This window comes from Cryobacterium sp. Y62 (assembly GCF_002929785.1).
GTDB lineage: Bacteria > Actinomycetota > Actinomycetes > Actinomycetales > Microbacteriaceae > Cryobacterium.
Genome location: NZ_PJJK01000119.1, coordinates 144897 through 161460, shown reverse-complemented (window position 1 = coordinate 161460; position 16564 = coordinate 144897). Strand labels below are relative to the sequence as shown.

Here is a 16564-nt window from a genome sequence, read left to right as displayed (position 1 = left end):
AACTACGCCTCGGGAGCGAGGTTGTGGGTGCGCACGATGCGCGCCAGACGCGCGCGGGCAGCATCCTCTGATGTCGATGAGGGGCCGAGCAGGCGGCTCACGACGCCGAGAACGAGGCCGGTGGCCCAGACCACGGGCAGGCGCGACCGCTTAAGACCGAGCATGTCGCGATACTCGCGGGGGATCGATGCGACGGCCCCGGCGAACATGATGCGGTAAAAAGGAAGCATGCCACGGCTCAGCGGTGGGTAGCGGATGAACCGCACAGCCTCGGCCACGCGGGCGTCGCTTTTCAGGGTTCCGGCGCTGCGAAAGGCCTCGAGCTGAGTGGCGAGTTCGCTGGCCGAATGTGGAGCATTCTGCACGCCGATCAGCTCGCCGGCCGTGGCCCATTCATTGACGTAGCCGTCGGCACCGCCGGGAATCGCGTCACCCCAGAGCAGGTGGGTCTGCAGGAAGGCGTCCGTGAAAACCAGGTGCACCCATGACAGAAGCTCAGGGTCACCCGCGGTGTATGGCTGTTCCTTGCCCCGCGCATCGAGGTAGGTCCCGGCGACGCGATCGTGAAAGTGACCCACCCGGCTCGATTCGCGCTGAGCCACCACCGTGTCCGCGAAGGTCACGGTGATGAGCCACTGAATCGTTCCCGCCAGACGGCCGAGCGGATCTTCGTGATAACGGGACCAGTCGTGGACGCCGGCCATCGCGCCCGGGTGCAGCGTCTGCATGAGCAAGGCCCGGATGCCGGCGACCATGGTCGCCATTCCGCCGTGCACCACCCAGGCCGCGCTCCCCGGTCCGAAATATCCGGCGTCGTCGCCCGTCGCGATCTGGCCGACCCATTTCGGCCGGCCTTCGCTGTTACCTGACAGCGTCACCAGCAGGTGCGAGCGCCAACTGTCTAAGAATGTGCTCATCTTCGGATGGTAGCCCTGCCCCGCTGGACACCCGCCGCGAGTGCGGAGCTCCGTGCCCCAGGGCACCTCGTCAAAAATGAATGGCACCGGAAGTAGGCTAGTCAGGTTGCACACGTGCTCCAGACCCGCTTGGGTCGCACACGTTGCTCCAGACCCACGCTGCACAGCGCGGGCCACGTGACCCAGGGGGCGGCACTTTTGACCGACACAGCACGATGAACACATCCACGAAGGCGACCGATCGCGGCACGCCGAGCACGAACCGAAAGGTCATCGCACTGGCCGTCGCCGGTGCCCTCGGAGGTTTTCTGTTCGGTTTCGATTCCTCGGTCATCAACGGGGCCGTCAACGCGATACAGCAGGAATTCGGGCTGAACGCCAGCCTGACCGGGTTCGCCGTGGCCTGTGCGCTGCTCGGCGCCGCGGCCGGAGCATTCTTCGGTGGGCGTTTCGCCGACCGTTATGGCCGAATTCCCATGATGGTGCTCGGCGGCGTCGTGTTCCTGGTCAGCTCGATCGGCTCCGGCCTCGCCTTCGGCGTGGTCGACCTGATCATTTGGCGGGTGGTGGGCGGACTGGGCATTGGTCTCGCATCCGTTGTGGCACCGGCCTATATCGCCGAGATCTCGCCGCGGCAGATGCGCGGGCGCCTCGGCTCGTTGCAGCAGCTCGCGATCACTCTCGGCATCTTCACCGCCCTGCTCTCCGACGCCATGTTCGCCCAGAGTGCCGGCGGTGCCGGCAGCGAGTTCTGGTTCGGCCTCGAAGCCTGGCGTTGGATGTTTCTGGCCGGCGCGGTTCCGGCCATCGTCTATGGCGGAATCGCGTTCATCCTGCCAGAATCCCCGCGTTTTCTCATTCTGAAAGATAAAGAAGCGGATGCCCGCGCCGTCTTCACCCGGCTCTGGCCGAGCGGCGACGTCGATCGCGAGATTCGCGACATGCGCCGGTCGATCGAGGTCGACGCCCGGTCGCAGAAGTCAGGGTCACTGCGGGGGAGCGCCTTCGGGTTGAAGCCGATCGTCTGGGTCGGGATCGTCCTGTCGGTGTTCCAGCAGTTCGTCGGCATCAACGTGATCTTCTACTATTCGACCACCCTGTGGGAGGCCGTCGGGTTCAAAGAATCCAACTCGCTGACCATCTCGGTGATCACCTCGGTGACCAACATCCTGGTCACCCTGGTCGCGATCGCCCTGGTCGACCGGATCGGACGGCGACCGATTCTACTCACCGGTTCTATCGGCATGACGGTGTCGCTTGCCACCATGGCTATCGCCTTCAGCCAGTCGGTAACGGTGGGCGGCGAGCTAAGCCTGCCGGGGGCATGGGCGCCGATCGCACTCGTCGCGGCCAACCTATTCGTCATCTCGTTCGGCGCGTCCTGGGGCCCCGTGGTCTGGGTATTGCTCGGGGAGATGTTCCCAAACTCGATTCGGGCGAAGGCGCTGGGTCTCGCGGCGGCTGCCCAATGGATCGCGAACTTTCTGATCACGGTCAGCTTTCCCCCGATGGCGGATGCCTCGCTTCCAATCACCTACGGACTCTATGCCGTGTTCGCCGGGCTGTCGTTCTGGTTCGTGCTGCGCAAGGTACCCGAGACGAACGGTATGTCACTCGAAGAGGCTGATACCCTGCTGCCACCGAAGAATTCGGCCAGGAAGGCGACCGGCCGCGCGGCCAAGTAGCCCGGGCGCGGTACGCCGTTGTGGGCCGTAATGTGTGACTGCGTGCCCGAAAGTTACTCGCGCGCCTGGCCTGCAGGGCAGTGAGTAGCATGCATGTGCGCTTGCAGCTGTGGGCCGCGCGACGGGCGGGTCGAACCTAACGCACCGGCAGGTTTTCGGGCGCTAAAAGAGCCCCGACACGCATAAAAACAGTCGTACAGCCGATACGTCAAGCCCCCGAAGGGGCCGTCGCTTAGTCGGCGGTTTGTCGATACTTTCACAACACAAGATTGTGGAGTGTGACCATGCCCGAACGTGGATACGCCGTTATAAGTTTGAAAACCACCGGACTGTTCCCGTACCAACGGGACCGGGTCGTCGAGGTCGCCGTCGTGCACCTCGACGAGGGTGGTCACATTACTGCGCGGTGGGAGACTGTCGTCAACCCGGAAAGTAACGTCGGTGGGTCGGCGAACCATAGCATCAGCACGGCCGAGTTGCTGCGTGCACCGACGTTTGCCCAGATCGCTCCGCGCCTGGTCAACCTGCTCAGCGGACGGGTGCTGGTCACCCACAACGCCCAGTTCGTCACCGGATTTCTGATGAGCGAATTCGAGCAGATCGGCTACGCCCCCGGGCGCGGACTCGAAGCGGTCTGTACCATGCAACTGGCTCGTCGCTACCTGCCGGGGGCCGGTCGACTGCTCGTGGATTGCTGTGCGGCCTACGACATTGAGATCGGGCCCGGCCCTGGTGCACTCGTGCAGGCGGTCGCCTGCGCGAGCTTGCTGGCCGCGTACGTGCACGGCTCGCCGAGCGCCGCACCCTGGACCGATGCCCTCGACCGGGCCGCGCTGAATGTCTGGCCGGCCATCCCGCGTGCCACCACAGGCCCTGCTCCGGTCGGCACGGCGCTGGTCGGCACGGCGCTGGTCGGCAATGCGCTGGTCGGAACCGAGCCGGTCTGGGTGCACCGCGACCCGACACGCACGGATGTTCTGGCAACGCCGAGCTTTCTCGCCCGGGTGACAGTGAAACTTCCCGACTACACCGGCCCTGAGAAGCACCTCGACTATCTCGCTCTGCTCGATTTGTGCCTGATCGATCGCGTGCTCTTGCCTCGCGAAACGCGCGAGTTGCGGGTACTGGCTCAATTCAGCGACATCAGCCCGACCGACTGCACCGCGCTGCACCGCAGCTACTTCGAAGATCTGGTACGCGTAGCATGGTCGAACGGCGCGCTCAACATTGCCGATTCCGCAGAGCTGATCGCGGTCGCCCGCATGCTCGACGTTGCCCCGGAGGTCGTCGCTACCGCGCTGGCTACGCCCGCAGTGGCGGCGCGTCAGCCGGTCGCCTCGATCGATGAGGTGTTGTTGGAACGGGGCGATATCGTCGTGCTGACCGGTGACATGGCCCGCCCCCGCGCCGATTGGGGTAAGGAATTGGTCGCCCGCGGACTGTCCCTGGGCGCCGCGGTCACGATGCGTACTCGCCTGCTGGTCGCCGCCAACCCGGAATCGTTCACCGGCAAGACCGGCAAGGCCCGCGACTACGGCATCCCGATCGTTTCCGAGTTCGGGCTGCGCTCGCTCATCGGCGTGCACTGACGCGGCATCGGCTGAACCGGACCGGCCGGCATCCGCTCATGTGGTGACTACTGAGTGTATGCGTCCGGCATGGCAACCGGGCATGGCCACCGGGTTTAGCCAACCGAGTCCGTTACGCGGGACCTGTGCCGGCCGGACCAGAAGTCCCGCGTCACTTGGCGCGCGGGACTTGCGTCACTGCGCGGGAGTTCGGCCTCCCGCGCAGCGTGGAAGTGCGGTCGAGTCTGGACCTAACAGCTGGCCGCTAGCTGCTAGCGGCGACGCGGAGCGGCCTTCTCGGCGCAGGCGATGCAGAGGTCGGCAGCAGGCTTGACCTGCAATCGACCCATTGGAATACGCTCCCCGCCGCGCACGCACAGGCCATAGCTGCCGTCGACTATGCGCTGCAAGGCGCGGTCGATGGCCGCGAGTTCTTCGACGGCCTCGTCCCGAAACCCGGACATGCGCGACCATTCTGTGCGCAGCGAGGAGGCCTCCGGGTCGTGCGAGCCGTCGCTACGTGAACTTTGCACGCCGGCGAAGGTGTCGGCTAGGCGCTGGGACTTCTCGGTCAGCTCGAGCCGGCGCTCGTCAAGATCGGACTGGAAGGTGCGTAGTTGTGCGGGGTTAAAGGGTGAACCGGTCATGTTCCATGGTCGCACGCTCAGATCTGGCCGCGCAGGTACTCCTCGATTGTCACTCCGCGGGCATTGGCTCGCTGCACCAGCCGCCGGTGCTCATCGGTGCTGAGCGACAGCGACACCCACTGTAGCTCGCCACCGCTGCGCATCGTGTCGAGACCGTGCGGGTCGATCAGGTCGCGAAAGTCTTCGCCAATCTCTGCGCCGAGGTCGTCGAGGGAAAACAGCTCGTCGTGCGCGTCGGCCGTAGCTCGCTCGGCGCGGGGAATCGGCACGCTCGGCGAGCCCTGTCGGACGAAGGCCGTGGCCTTCGCCGCGAACGCCGGCTCACCCGCCGCTTCGGTTCCACGAAAACCCGGCCCGGCCGGTGCCGGACGGCCACGCTGAAACGCCTCGGCTGCGCCGCGGGCACGCTCGTCGGCGGCCTCGTTGAGCGGATGCCCGACGTGCCCCTTGACCCACTCAAACCGGTAGCGACGCCCGGCGATGGCCTCGTCGATCTCCATGAGCAGGTCGAGGTTCATGACCGGTTTGCCGTCGCTCTTGCGCCAGCCCTTTGCTTTCCAGCCCTTCATCCATTTCGTGACGGAGTTGATCACGTACTGGCTATCGCAGAGTACGAGCAGGTCGTCGTCGATGTGCGCGGTCGCCCGAAACAGTTCGAGCACCGCCCTCAGCTCACCCTGGTTGTTGGTCGCGTGCTTCCAACCGCCGGCCGCCCACGACGAATCGTCAACGTACCAGGCCCAACCGGCCGGTCCGGGGTTGCCGAGGGCAGAACCGTCGGCGGCAGCGGTGATCGTCATGTGTGGGCCTTTCAAACAGCGTGATACGCGAGCGCGGATTGTCTCAGTCTGCCATCCACAGCATCCGCTGCCCATATTGTGTCCGTCAGGTAACAGCGCCCAACCTGATCGATATCGATGACGCCGTGCTCGTGCACCGTCCCGGCCGGTGGATCGACAACTGGAACCCCGAAAACACGAAGCAGCGGGAACAGGGCGGCAAACTCATCGCCGCCCGCAACCTCAAGTGGTCGATCTTCGCCGAGTTTCTCGGCTTCGTGGTTTGGCAGCTGTGGAGCATCGTCGTCGTTTCGCTGCCAACGGCCGGCTTCACCTTCTCGACCACCGACGTGTTCTGGCTCATCTCGATGCCGAGCCTGGTCGGCGCCACCCTGCGTTTTCCCTACACCTTTCTGGTGCCGAAGTTCGGCGACCGCAACTGGACCATCATTTCGGCGGGCCTGCTGTTGATCCCCTCGGTCGCCCTCGGCTTCAGCGTCGGCAACTTCGCCAGCACCATGTCGAACATCACCTACTTCTACCCGCAGAGCCAGAAGGGCTACGCGCTCGACCTGGTCGCGGCCAAGCTGCGCGAGACCCGTGCCGAGTTCGGGGCCGACGTGTTTGGCGGCGGCGGCCTGACCAACGAGAAGGCCTACCAGCTCGGTAAATTCACCCGGGTGGCGCTTCGCTCCAGCCGCATCGACTATAACGGCCGGTTCTGCATGTCGAGCGCCGCCGCGGCCGGCAACCGGGCCTGCGGACTCGATCGGGGCCTGCCGTTTCGGGTGGACGAGCTCGATGCGGCCGATACCATCCTCATTCTCGGTTCCAACGTGGCCCAGACCATGCCGCCGTTTATCGGCCACCTCGACGGAGTCCGCGCCGCCGGCGGCCTCGTGGTCGTCGACCCGCGACGCACCGCGACCGCTCGCCTCACCGCAGACGGTGCCGGCATGCACGTGCAGCCGACCTCGGGCAGCGACCTCGGGCTGCTCCTTGGGCTGACCCATTACTCCGGCCTGAGCTATACCCTGCTCGACTCCGAGGAACCGGCCTTCTGACCCTATCCGGTTTGGTCCACCGGAACGCCGCGGTTATTTCTGGATCGCTTCGCCCACACCGTCGGCAATGCCGACCGGGAGAGCTTCGAAATCACCGATGCCCTCGGCACCCGCGCGGCAGGCGTGCACCTGCACCGCAGCGTGAGTGTCTCTGCCATTCTGCGCAGCCGCCGCGCGGTGTCCCTGAGTGACGGCACCCTGCTGCCCTACGACCGGCTCGTGCTCGCCACCGGTGCCCGCGCCAACATTCCCACGCTCGATGGCGTCACCCGGGTGCGCCGAGACCGCCAGATACCCACAGCGGATGCCGCCACCCTCGACACGAGCAACGCCCCGCTCCCGCGCGGGGTCACCGTGTTGCGCGACCTCGACGAAGCGGAACGGGTGCTCGCGGCTGTGGCGGCGGGCAAACGCATCGTCGTGCTTGGCGCCGGCGTGCTCGGTATGGAGATCGTGCTCGCCGCTACCGCCGCCAGGGGAGAGGCCTGCGTCGTCTATCACGGGGAGATTCCGATGGCGCCCAACCTCGACCGGGGTGGCGACAGCGTGCTCGCCCAGAGCGCCCGGCGGGCCGGCGGGCCGGCGTCACCATGGTCAACCACTCCCGCGCCGAAAGCCTGCTGTTTCATCAGGACGACGACGGCGTCGATCGCTTCGACGCACTGATCTGTGCCGACGGCAAGCAGGTACACGGTGATCTGCTGCTGCTCTCCTGCGGTGTCGGCGCCCGCACCGAACTGGCCCAGCTGGCCGGTCTGCCGGTATCGCCTGGAATCCTGGTTGATGAGAATCTGCAGTGCTGGACCGATGAGCGCATCTACGCCATCGGCGACTGTGCCCAGGTGGCAGCCGCGCCACGCGTCGGCGATTTGACGGCGCTGCCGGCCGGCGGGCCGAGCGGCCTGATCGGTCCGGGCTGGCGCCAGGCCGACTGGCTCGCCGCACGATTCATCGCCGAGGTGCTGGGCCGGCCCGAGACGGCGGCGCTCGCGGCATCCGTTTCAGCCGTCGTCATGCTCAAAGCCGACGGAATCGACGTCGTCTCGGTCGGCAACACCTCCGCCGACCCGTGGGACCTTTCGGTCGATGACCATGCTGCCGGGTGCGCATCCTCTCCGCTGCGCGCGTCGCAATGGGCTGACCGGGAAGCCGGCCGCTACGTGAAAATGGTCACCCGCGACGGCATTCTCGGGGGCTTCGTTTACGTCGGGATGCCGCGCACGGCCGTCGAGCTGACCCTGTTGTTCGCGCGGGGCAGTGAGCTGCCTTTCGATCGCTCCGTGCTGCTGCGCTACGACGGACCGGACTACGAGCCAGAGGCCGGCAGCGCGTTCGCGCGTGATGTGACCGTGTGCTGGTGCAACGAAGTCACCGGCGGCACCATTGTCGACTCGGCCGAAGCGGGCAGCACCACCGTCGCCTGCATCGGTGCGGTAACGCGCGCCGGCACTGGATGCGGCGGCTGTACAGCGCGGATCGGGGACGTTCTCGAGCGCTTCGCCGCGGCGACGGCCGCATCAGCGACCTGATGACAACCGGCTTGCGGAAACCTTACGGCCGTCGGAAATGCTGAGCTTTTCCCGGATGTGTCGGTGCCGCGGCGATTACACTGCTGATCGACCGACTCAATTCGAGGGAGAATTCGTATGCTGGGCAACCTGACCGGATGGCATTTTCTGATCATTCTCGTTGTAATTTTGTTGTTGTTCGGCGCTCCGAAGCTGCCGGGGCTCGCCCGCAGTCTCGGCCAGTCGATGAAGATCTTCAAGAGCGAGATCACACCGGACCGCGCCAACGAAACCCGGCCGGCCGACCACACCGACGACAGCACGAGCGCCGAGAGCAGCACGAGCCCCGACTCCCGCGGCGCACCACACCCGAAAGCCTGATGGTGGTTGAGGGGGTGCGCAGCACTCCCGACAAGAGCAAAATGTCGCTCGGGCAGCATCTGCTGGAGTTACGCAAGCGACTCTTTCTCGCCGCTGCCGGAATCCTGGTCGGTGCAATTGCGGGCTGGCTGCTGTCCGGATTTGTCTGGGACGGTCTGCGCGAGCCGATCTACGCCATCGTTCGGGCGCAGAACCGCAACGCGCAGATCAACTACCCCGACATCACGAGTGCCTTCGACCTAAAGCTGCGCATCTCCTTCTACGTCGGGTTGATCGTCTCGAGCCCCGTCTGGCTGTACCAGATCTTCGCCTTTCTGGTACCCGGGCTGACCCGTCGTGAGAAGCAGTACACCTTCGGATTCTTCTTCTCGGCCGTTCCGCTGTTTCTTCTCGGCTGCGCGGCCGGCTGGTACGTACTGCCGCACGTGGTCGAGCTCATGACGAGTTTCGCGCCGCAGCAGGACGCGGCGCTCATCAACGCGCAAAACTATTTCGATTTCGTGCTCAAACTCATGATCGCCATCGGTATCGCATTCGTGCTGCCGGTGTTCATTGTGCTGCTCAACTTCGCCGGGGTGATCAGCGCCCGTTCCATCATCAAATCCTGGCGAGTGGCCATTCTGGTCATCGTGCTGTTCACGGCGATCGCGACCCCGGCCGCAGACGTCGTATCGATGTTCCTGCTCGCCGTGCCCATGGTCGCGCTCTATTTCACCGCCTACGGCATCGCCGTGCTGCACGACCGCCGAGCCGCCCGGCGCCTGCCCCCGGTCGGAGCGGACGGACTGCTGCTCTGATCCGTGGATCGGCATCCGTTCAAAGCACACTCACTCCTTATCGTTTGCTTACATGCCGTGTCCAGCCCCGCGAGGAAATACTTTGCGCGGGTAGGTTGACGAAGTCTGTTCAGACACGCTCGGCACATTCACACAACGTCAGGAGAACTGGAATGTTCGATCAGGGTTTCATTACCAACGCCATTAACCGCAGTGCAGAGAATTCCACCGACCGCCGAAACTTTCTGCGCGCCGCCGGTGTGGCCGGTTTCGGGGTGGGCGCGGCGGTGCTCGCCACCGGTGGTCCGGCACTCGCTTCGGAAGCGGCCGCGGCGCCGGCAGCCGCACCGAGCGATGCCGCCATTTTGAACTTCGCGCTCAATCTGGAGTACCTCGAGGCCGAGTTTTACCTGCGCGCCACGACCGGTAGCGGGCTGCCCGACAGCCTGACCACGGGAACAGGAGCCCGTGGCGGGGTGACCGGCGGCCGCATGGTGAATTTCAAGACCGGGATCATCAAGAAGTACGCCGACGAGATCGCTGCCGACGAGAAGGCGCACGTTGCCTTCCTGCGCTCCGCGCTGGGCAGTGTCGCAGTGTCCCGCCCCAGGATCAATCTCGATGCGAGCTTCACCGCGGCCGCCCAGGCGGCCGGGCTGGTCAAGCCGGGGCAGAAGTTCGACGTCTACGCCAATGAGGCGAACTTTCTGTTCGGTGCGTTCATCTTTGAGGACGTCGGAGTGACCGCGTACAAGGGTGCAGCTCCCTTGATCTCGAACAAGACCTTCCTGGAGGCCGCCGCTGGGCTGCTCGCGGTCGAGGCCTATCACGCCGGTGTTATTCGCAGCACGCTCTACGCTCTCGGTATCGCCGTTCCCTCGGTGTACACGACGGCGCAGGCGATCTCCGATGTGCGCGATGCCGTCGATGGCAGGGCCGACCTCGACCAGGGCATCGGCAACGCGTCGAAGGCCAACCTCGCGCCGACCGACGCGAACGGCCTCGCCTACAGCCGCAGCGCCGCCCAGGTGCTCAACATCACCTATCTCAACGCGGCTCCGGTGCGTTCGGGCGGATTCTTCCCGGCCGGAGTCAACGGCGTGATCAACACGAGTGGGGCCAACGGCTAGCTCACCCCGCAGCCCCGCGAATCCTTGTATGAAGCCGACCAGGGATTCGCGGGGTTTCTGCGCGCCAGCACTGTCGGCATCCGTTGGATCGATGTTTTACCGGTGCCATGGATGCTGCTACCCAGCCGATGATCGACAACCTCCCCGTCAGGCCGAGACGGACACCGTGACTTCGTGCAGTCCGGTGGCGCCGTCGGGGGCGACGTCGGCCGTTGCCGACGTTTGAACGAGGTTGGCGGCATCCGTTGCCCGCACCTTGATGGAGTGATTACCGATGCCGGCGTCGGTCCAGGTGTATGCCCACTGCCGCCACGTGTCGACCGAAATGGCGTCGGCGAGCGTCGCGTCCTGCCACGGGCCGTTGTCGATCTGTACCGCGACGGCGCTCACGCCCACGTGCTGGGACCAGGCGACACCGGCAATGACGACCGACCCGGCCGGAACGGACGTTCCGCCGCGCGGTACGTCGATGCGCGAGGAGAGTTTGACCGGCCCGAGGGCGGACCAGCCGCGCGGCGTCCAGTAACCCTGCTCATCGGCGAAACGCGTGAGCTTGAGTTCAATGACCCACTTCGTCGCTGACACGTAGCCATATAAGCCCGGCACCACCATGCGCACCGGGTAGCCGTGTTCGAGCGGCAGCGGTTCGCCGTTCATGCCGACCGCAAGAATAGCGTTGCGCCCGTCGGTCAGCGCCTCGATGGGGGTGCCGGCGGTGAAACCGTCCTGGCTTCGGGAGAGCACCATGTCGGCGCCGCTCTGTGGTTTCGCCCGGGCCAGCAGCTCTCGAATCGGATAGCCGAGCCAGGTGGCGCTGCCGATCAGGTCGCCGCCGACGTAGTTGGAGACGCAGGCGAGTGTCGTCATGCTCTCCTCGAGCGGCAGGGCGAGCAGTTCGGCGAAGTCGATCTCGACCTCATTCTCGACCATTCCGGTGATCTTCAGCCGCCACGTGGTCGGGTCGATGCGCGGCACGCTCAGGGCGGTATCAATGCGGTAAAAGTCGGCGTTCGGGGTGATCAGTGGGGTGATGCCTGCCACGTCGAGGCTCGCCCCCGCCGGAATGGCGGCCTGGCGAACGGATGCCGCTGGCAGTGTGAACAGCGCGCGTGCGGCATCCGCTGCCCGGGTCCCTACGGCGCTGATCTGGGCGCCGGCCAGGGTAAGGAGCCCGATGCCGGCGGTCACGCCGGTGTAGACGAGGAAGCGGCGACGATCGGGGCCGTTCGGTTCGAGGGGTGCGACGATGCCGGCTGGTTCCACTGCGGGAGCGGGCCGTGGCAACCGGGTCGTGAGAAGGGTCAGCGCGATGGCCGAGCCCCCCATGGCGACCACGGCGGGCACCGCGTCAAGGGTGGAGGCGCTCGAGCGGGACAACACCGCAAACAGGGCGATCCCGCCGATGAGCACGACGAGCAGCCGGCCGAACGGCGGGCGCCGACTCTCCAGGATGCCGGCGAGGGCGGCGAGTACCAGCAGCACGAGCACGATGGTGACGATCAGCACGATCTTGTCGGCTGTGCCGAACAAGCCGATCACGAGGTCTTTGACTTCCGCCGGAACAATGTCGATGGCGAGCGCACCAACCGTGAGCACCGGGCTCGCGCCGGGAGCGAGCCAGGTCGCGGTCAGTTCGGCCAGACCGAGGCCGGCCAGCGCGGCGGCGAGACCGACAGCTGCCGGGCGCCAGAGCACCCGGGCACGGCTGGGCGTGGCAGCAGCCGCGGTGCCCGGGGTGACGTAGACCATGTCGCCAGCCTAGAACGGGCGGCTGTGATTACCACCCAGCGCGGGCGCAGGCTCAGTTTCGTCAGACATCCGTTATGATTTGCCGGCCTGGGCGAGGACTGGTGCCGTTCGTCGTGGCTAATTCAGGAGATCGCGGCGAAATCGCCCCGGTTTCGTTCTGCAGAGGGTGATCCTGGCCGATCTTCCTGAATTGGCCACGGGGGAGGCCGGTGCGGGCTCCGTTCGGCAGGCAGGGGCAGCCGAAGTAGGGCAGTCTTAATAGACCATGTCATTGCTCAAGAGCCTCCCCAACGAAACCGACCCCGACGTTCTCTTTGAGGCGTTCGAAAGCTGGGCGACCGAGCAGGGCCTCACCCTGTACTCGGCGCAGGAGGAAGCGGTCATCGAGATCGTGTCCGGTGCCAACCTCATTTTGAGCACACCGACCGGTACCGGCAAGTCGCTCGTGGCTGTCGGGGCCCACTTCGCCGCGCTCTCGGCCGGCAAGCGCAGCTTCTACACCGCGCCGATCAAGGCCCTCGTGAGCGAGAAGTTCTTCTCCCTGGTGGAGACCTTCGGGGCTGAGAATGTCGGAATGATGACCGGTGACTCGAGCGTCAACGCCGACGCCCCGATCATCTGCTGCACCGCGGAGATCCTAGCCAACCTGGCGTTGCGCAACGGCGAGGACACCGAGGTCGATCTCGTCGTGATGGACGAATTTCACTTCTATGGTGACCCGGAGCGCGGCTGGGCCTGGCAGGTGCCGCTGCTGTTGCTGCCGCGGGTGCAGTTCATCCTCATGTCGGCCACGCTCGGTGACGTCAAATTCATCAGCGACGACCTGACCCGGCGTACCGGACGTGACACGGCCGTTGTCACCGGGGTGGAACGCCCGGTCCCGCTGAGCTACTACTACGAGCAGACGCCGGTGCACGAAACCGTCGAAGAACTGCTGCACACCGACAAGGTCCCGGTGTATATCGTGCACTTCTCCCAGGCGGCCGCCCTTGAACGCGCCCAGGCCCTCGCGAGTGCCAAGGTCGCCTCTCGTGAGCAGCGCGATGTGATCGCCGAACTGATCGGTGAGTTTCGGTTCACCACCAGTTTCGGCAAGACCCTGTCGCGGCTCATTCGCATGGGAATCGGCGTGCACCACGCCGGCATGCTGCCGAAATACCGCCGATTGGTCGAGCAGCTCGCCCAACGCGGCTACCTGCGCGTGATCTGCGGCACCGACACCCTCGGCGTCGGCATCAACGTGCCTATCCGCACCGTGCTGTTCACCGCCCTCACCAAGTACGACGGTGTGAAAATGCGCCAGGTCAACGTACGCGAGTTCCACCAGATCGCCGGGCGGGCCGGGCGGGCCGGCTATGACACAGCCGGCACGGTCGTCATCCAGGCGCCGGAGCACGAGAGCGATAACCTCAAGGCCATCGAAAAAGCTGGCGACGACCCGAAGAAGAAGCGCAAGATCGTGCGCAAGAAGGCGCCGGACGGTTTTGTGTCCTGGGGCGAACCGAGTTTTCGTCGGCTGGTCGACGCCGAACCCGAGACCCTGTCATCGAGCATGCAGATGACCGCGGCGATGCTCATCAACGTGATCGGTCGCGGCGGCGACGCTTTCGCGCACGTGTACTCGCTGGTTTTTGACAACCACGAGCCGTGGCGGCGACAGCTCGTGCTGGCCCGACGCGCTCTGGGCATTTACAAGACCCTGCGCGAAGCCGGCATCGTGGAGCAGAGCGCGAGCGGCAGTATTCGCTTGACCGTCGACCTGCAGGCGAACTTCGCGCTCAACCAGCCGCTCTCACCGTTCGCGCTGGCAGCGTTCGAGCTGCTCGATCCCGAAGCACCCACCTACTCGCTCGACATGATCTCCATTCTGGAGTCAACCCTGGACGACCCGCGGCCGGTGCTCATGGGGCAGCAATTCGCAGCCCGAGGTGAGGCAGTGAACGCGATGAAGCGGGAAGGCATCGAATATGACGAGCGGATGGCGCTGCTCGAAGAGATCACCTACCCCAAGCCTCTCGAGGAGCTGCTGAATTACACCTTCGAGACCTACAAGGCCTCCCAGCCGTGGATCGCCGACTTCGAGCTGCGACCGAAGACCGTCGTACGCGACATGTATGAGCGGGCCATGTCTTTTGGAGAGTTCATCGCGTTCTACAAGCTCGCTCGTAGCGAGGGCGTCGTACTGCGCTACCTGTCTGACGCTTACCGGGCGGCCCGGCAGACCATCCCCGACGAGGCCAAGAACGAAGACCTGCTCGACCTGATCGAGTGGCTCGGCGAACTCGTGCGTCAGGTCGACTCGAGCCTGCTCGACGAGTGGGAGGAACTGCTGCACCCCGACCTCGCCGTGCACGCCGCCGAATCGCACGCGATTCTGCCGCCGCCGCCGCGCCGCCTCACCACTAACACGCGGGCATTTCGCATTCTGGTGCGGAACGAGCTGTTCCGCCGGGTACAGCTGGCCGCACTCGAGCACTACGACGAGCTCGGCGAACTCGACCGCGAACACGGTTACTCAAGTGACGTCTGGGCCGAGGCGATGGACGGCTACTTCGCCGACCACGATGAGCTGCTCACTGGCGGCAACGCCCGCAGCTCCGACCTGCTCATGATCGAAGAGGGTGCTGAGGAGTGGACCGTGCGTCAAATTCTTGATGACCCGGCCGGGGACCACGATTGGGGCATCAGCGCGAGCGTGAATCTCGCCGACTCCGACGAGCTCGGCGAAGCCGTCGTGCGGGTCACCGGGGTCAACCGGTTGTAACCCGACTCCGCCACGGCCATGTCCGTCACCGTGCCCGACACTGGGTAGCCGCTATGGTAACGGGCGAAGCGGCTACCCAGATTGGGCGCGCTCACCCGGTGTTGGTGCGCTGCCCTCCCGGCCGTTACGCGCCGGGAGCGTTCAGCGGCGCGGCCGCGTCGGCCGTCCACTCGTTGAGCGACCCGTCGTAGATCGAGACGTGCTCGTTGCCGGCGCGGATGAGCGCGAGAGCACTGGCCGCCGCGGCGATTCCGCCGCCGCAGTAGGTCACGAGGTGAGCGCTCGAGGTCACGGTCGGTGCGAGAGCTGCCCTGAGCGCGTCACCACGCAAGAAGGCGTTCGTGCCGGGGTCGACGAGCTTCGCGGCGGGCAGGCTGATGCTGCCCGGAATGTGCCCGGCGCGCGGACGGGTTCCGGCCGTACCGGCGAACTCCGCCGGCGGCACTGAGCAGACGAGGGCGGCATCGGCTTTGCCTGCGACGATCGACTCGACGAAGCTCTTGTCGACCCACAGTTCGGGCCGCGGCGTTGCTACAAAGCCGCTGGCGAATCTTGGGTGCGTGCCGCCGGTGGCGTACGGGCGCGTTTCGGCGTGCCACTTCGCCAGGCCGCCGTCAAGCACGGCGACATCGTCGTAGCCGAAGGCTCGAAACAGCCACCAGATGCGCGCCGCCCACTGACCGACGACGGCGTCGTAGACGACCACCGTGGTCTCATTGTCAATGCCGACGGATACCGCGGCCGCTTCAAACATTTCGGCACTCGGCCGCGAGAAGTCGAATTCACCGGCTGGGTCAGAGAAAACGTCGAACAGGTCAGCGAACACGGCACCGGGGATGTGCCCCTTGGTGAGATAGTCATCGCGCCCACTGAGGTAATGCGGCCCGTCGTTAGCTGCGGGGACAGCGAATACGGTGGCGTCGAGAATGACCAAATTGTCGGAACCGAGATGGTCGGCCAGCCATTGCGTGGACACAACGGGGCTGGATACAACGAGCGAGGACGGCACGGGTGAAGTCATGATCCAAGGCTAACGGTGGCCGCCGACACCGGCCGGAACCGGAGTTGGTTCAGGTCATGCAGAGACATACAACTACAGCGTTGTGGTCCAGTCGAGGTTGATTGTCTGTTTGATATAGATGTTCTCGCCGAGTCCCGGCACCGAAGGATTCATCGTGAGCAACAACTGCACTGGAATATTGAATCGTTGGGCGATATCGAAAAAAGCGTCTCCCTCGATGACCGTATAGGTGAGCAACGCCCCGCTGCCATTCGATGTGGTTGCGCCGCGCGCACCGGGCGTGCTGCCGTGGTCGACGGCCGGACCCTGGGGCAGCGGTACGGGTTCAGCGTTGGGCACGAGATCGGGTACTTCCGGGTTGGGAATCAATGCCGCTTCCTCCGTGGGGATCGGAGTGGGCGTCGGCGTCGGGGTGGGCGATGGTGTCGGTGTGACGCTCGGCGTGATGGTCACCGTCACCGCAGGTGCCGGTTCACCGGCGCAGCCGGCCAGAGCAACGAGCAGGAGGGCAGCGACGGCGCTGCCCAGGGGGCGACGTGCGAAAACGGTGCGAATGGTAGGACCCTTCAAAGAAA

15 protein-coding genes are annotated in these 16564 nt (G+C 65.4%); 9 read left to right on the top strand and 6 right to left on the bottom strand.

The features are described from left to right. Positions 1 to 2: 2 nt before the first annotated feature. A complete protein-coding gene (locus CXY71_RS18220) occupies positions 3 to 917 on the bottom strand; it encodes an oxygenase MpaB family protein (protein WP_104138898.1) in 915 nt (304 codons plus the stop codon). A 215-nt stretch (positions 918 to 1132) separates the two neighbouring features. On the opposite strand from CXY71_RS18220, the gene CXY71_RS18215 reads away from it, so the two are divergent. Both CXY71_RS18215 and CXY71_RS18210 read left to right on the top strand, forming a co-directional pair. Beyond that, on the top strand, positions 1133 to 2602 hold the full coding sequence (locus CXY71_RS18215; RefSeq protein WP_104138772.1) for a sugar porter family MFS transporter: 1470 nt from the start codon (positions 1133 to 1135) through the stop codon (positions 2600 to 2602). A gap of 284 nt (positions 2603 to 2886) precedes the next feature. Then, entirely contained in the window at positions 2887 to 4191 is a 1305-nt protein-coding gene (locus CXY71_RS18210; RefSeq protein WP_104138769.1) for an exonuclease domain-containing protein, read from the top strand. Between the two features lie 251 nt (positions 4192 to 4442). Here CXY71_RS18210 and CXY71_RS18205 read toward each other — a convergent pair whose 3' ends face one another. Together CXY71_RS18205 and CXY71_RS18200 are read right to left on the bottom strand one after the other, a co-directional pair. Then, positions 4443 to 4817 (bottom strand): TraR/DksA C4-type zinc finger protein, encoded by a 375-nt coding sequence (locus tag CXY71_RS18205; protein WP_104138767.1) that lies wholly within the window; start codon positions 4815 to 4817, stop codon positions 4443 to 4445. A 17-nt stretch (positions 4818 to 4834) separates the two neighbouring features. Beyond that, entirely contained in the window at positions 4835 to 5617 is a 783-nt protein-coding gene (locus CXY71_RS18200) for an RNase H family protein (RefSeq protein WP_104138764.1), read from the bottom strand. A gap of 104 nt (positions 5618 to 5721) precedes the next feature. Here CXY71_RS18200 and CXY71_RS22415 point away from each other — a divergent pair, with 104 nt between their 5' ends. From CXY71_RS22415 to CXY71_RS18170, 6 genes are all read left to right on the top strand, one after another. Beyond that, positions 5722 to 6660, top strand: coding sequence for a molybdopterin-dependent oxidoreductase (locus CXY71_RS22415; RefSeq protein ID WP_255412646.1), 939 nt, complete (start codon positions 5722 to 5724; stop codon positions 6658 to 6660). 39 nt (positions 6661 to 6699) lie between these two features. Then, complete coding sequence (locus CXY71_RS18190; RefSeq protein WP_104138761.1) at positions 6700 to 7326, top strand: FAD-dependent oxidoreductase; 627 nt, start codon at positions 6700 to 6702, stop codon at positions 7324 to 7326. Next, positions 7251 to 8189 (top strand): (2Fe-2S)-binding protein, encoded by a 939-nt coding sequence (locus CXY71_RS22410; protein ID WP_104138758.1) that lies wholly within the window; start codon positions 7251 to 7253, stop codon positions 8187 to 8189. The genes CXY71_RS18190 and CXY71_RS22410 overlap by 76 nt, the downstream gene beginning before the upstream one ends. A 117-nt stretch (positions 8190 to 8306) precedes the next feature. Continuing rightward, positions 8307 to 8549 (top strand): Sec-independent protein translocase subunit TatA, encoded by a 243-nt coding sequence (gene tatA / locus CXY71_RS18180; RefSeq protein ID WP_104138755.1) that lies wholly within the window; start codon positions 8307 to 8309, stop codon positions 8547 to 8549. Positions 8550 to 8590: 41 nt separating this feature from the next. Then, entirely contained in the window at positions 8591 to 9346 is a 756-nt protein-coding gene (tatC, locus tag CXY71_RS18175) for a twin-arginine translocase subunit TatC (RefSeq protein WP_104138892.1), read from the top strand. Between the two features lie 152 nt (positions 9347 to 9498). Further along, entirely contained in the window at positions 9499 to 10455 is a 957-nt protein-coding gene (locus tag CXY71_RS18170; protein WP_104138752.1) for a ferritin-like domain-containing protein, read from the top strand. Positions 10456 to 10602: 147 nt separating this feature from the next. Here the strand turns inward: CXY71_RS18170 and CXY71_RS18165 are convergent, their stop codons facing one another. Beyond that, positions 10603 to 12204, bottom strand: coding sequence for a molybdopterin-dependent oxidoreductase (locus CXY71_RS18165; protein ID WP_104138749.1), 1602 nt, complete (start codon positions 12202 to 12204; stop codon positions 10603 to 10605). A gap of 265 nt (positions 12205 to 12469) precedes the next feature. Here CXY71_RS18165 and CXY71_RS18160 point away from each other — a divergent pair, with 265 nt between their 5' ends. Then, positions 12470 to 14968, top strand: a complete 2499-nt coding sequence (locus CXY71_RS18160) for an RNA helicase (RefSeq protein WP_104138746.1) — start codon at positions 12470 to 12472, stop codon at positions 14966 to 14968. Positions 14969 to 15092: 124 nt separating this feature from the next. On the opposite strand, the gene CXY71_RS18155 is transcribed toward CXY71_RS18160, so the two are convergent. Then, positions 15093 to 15989: a sulfurtransferase gene (locus CXY71_RS18155; protein ID WP_104138743.1), complete on the bottom strand. Its 897-nt coding sequence runs from the start codon at positions 15987 to 15989 to the stop codon at positions 15093 to 15095. Positions 15990 to 16061: 72 nt separating this feature from the next. Continuing rightward, positions 16062 to 16559, bottom strand: a complete 498-nt coding sequence (locus CXY71_RS18150; protein ID WP_104138740.1) for a LysM domain-containing protein — start codon at positions 16557 to 16559, stop codon at positions 16062 to 16064. Positions 16560 to 16564: the final 5 nt, after the last annotated feature.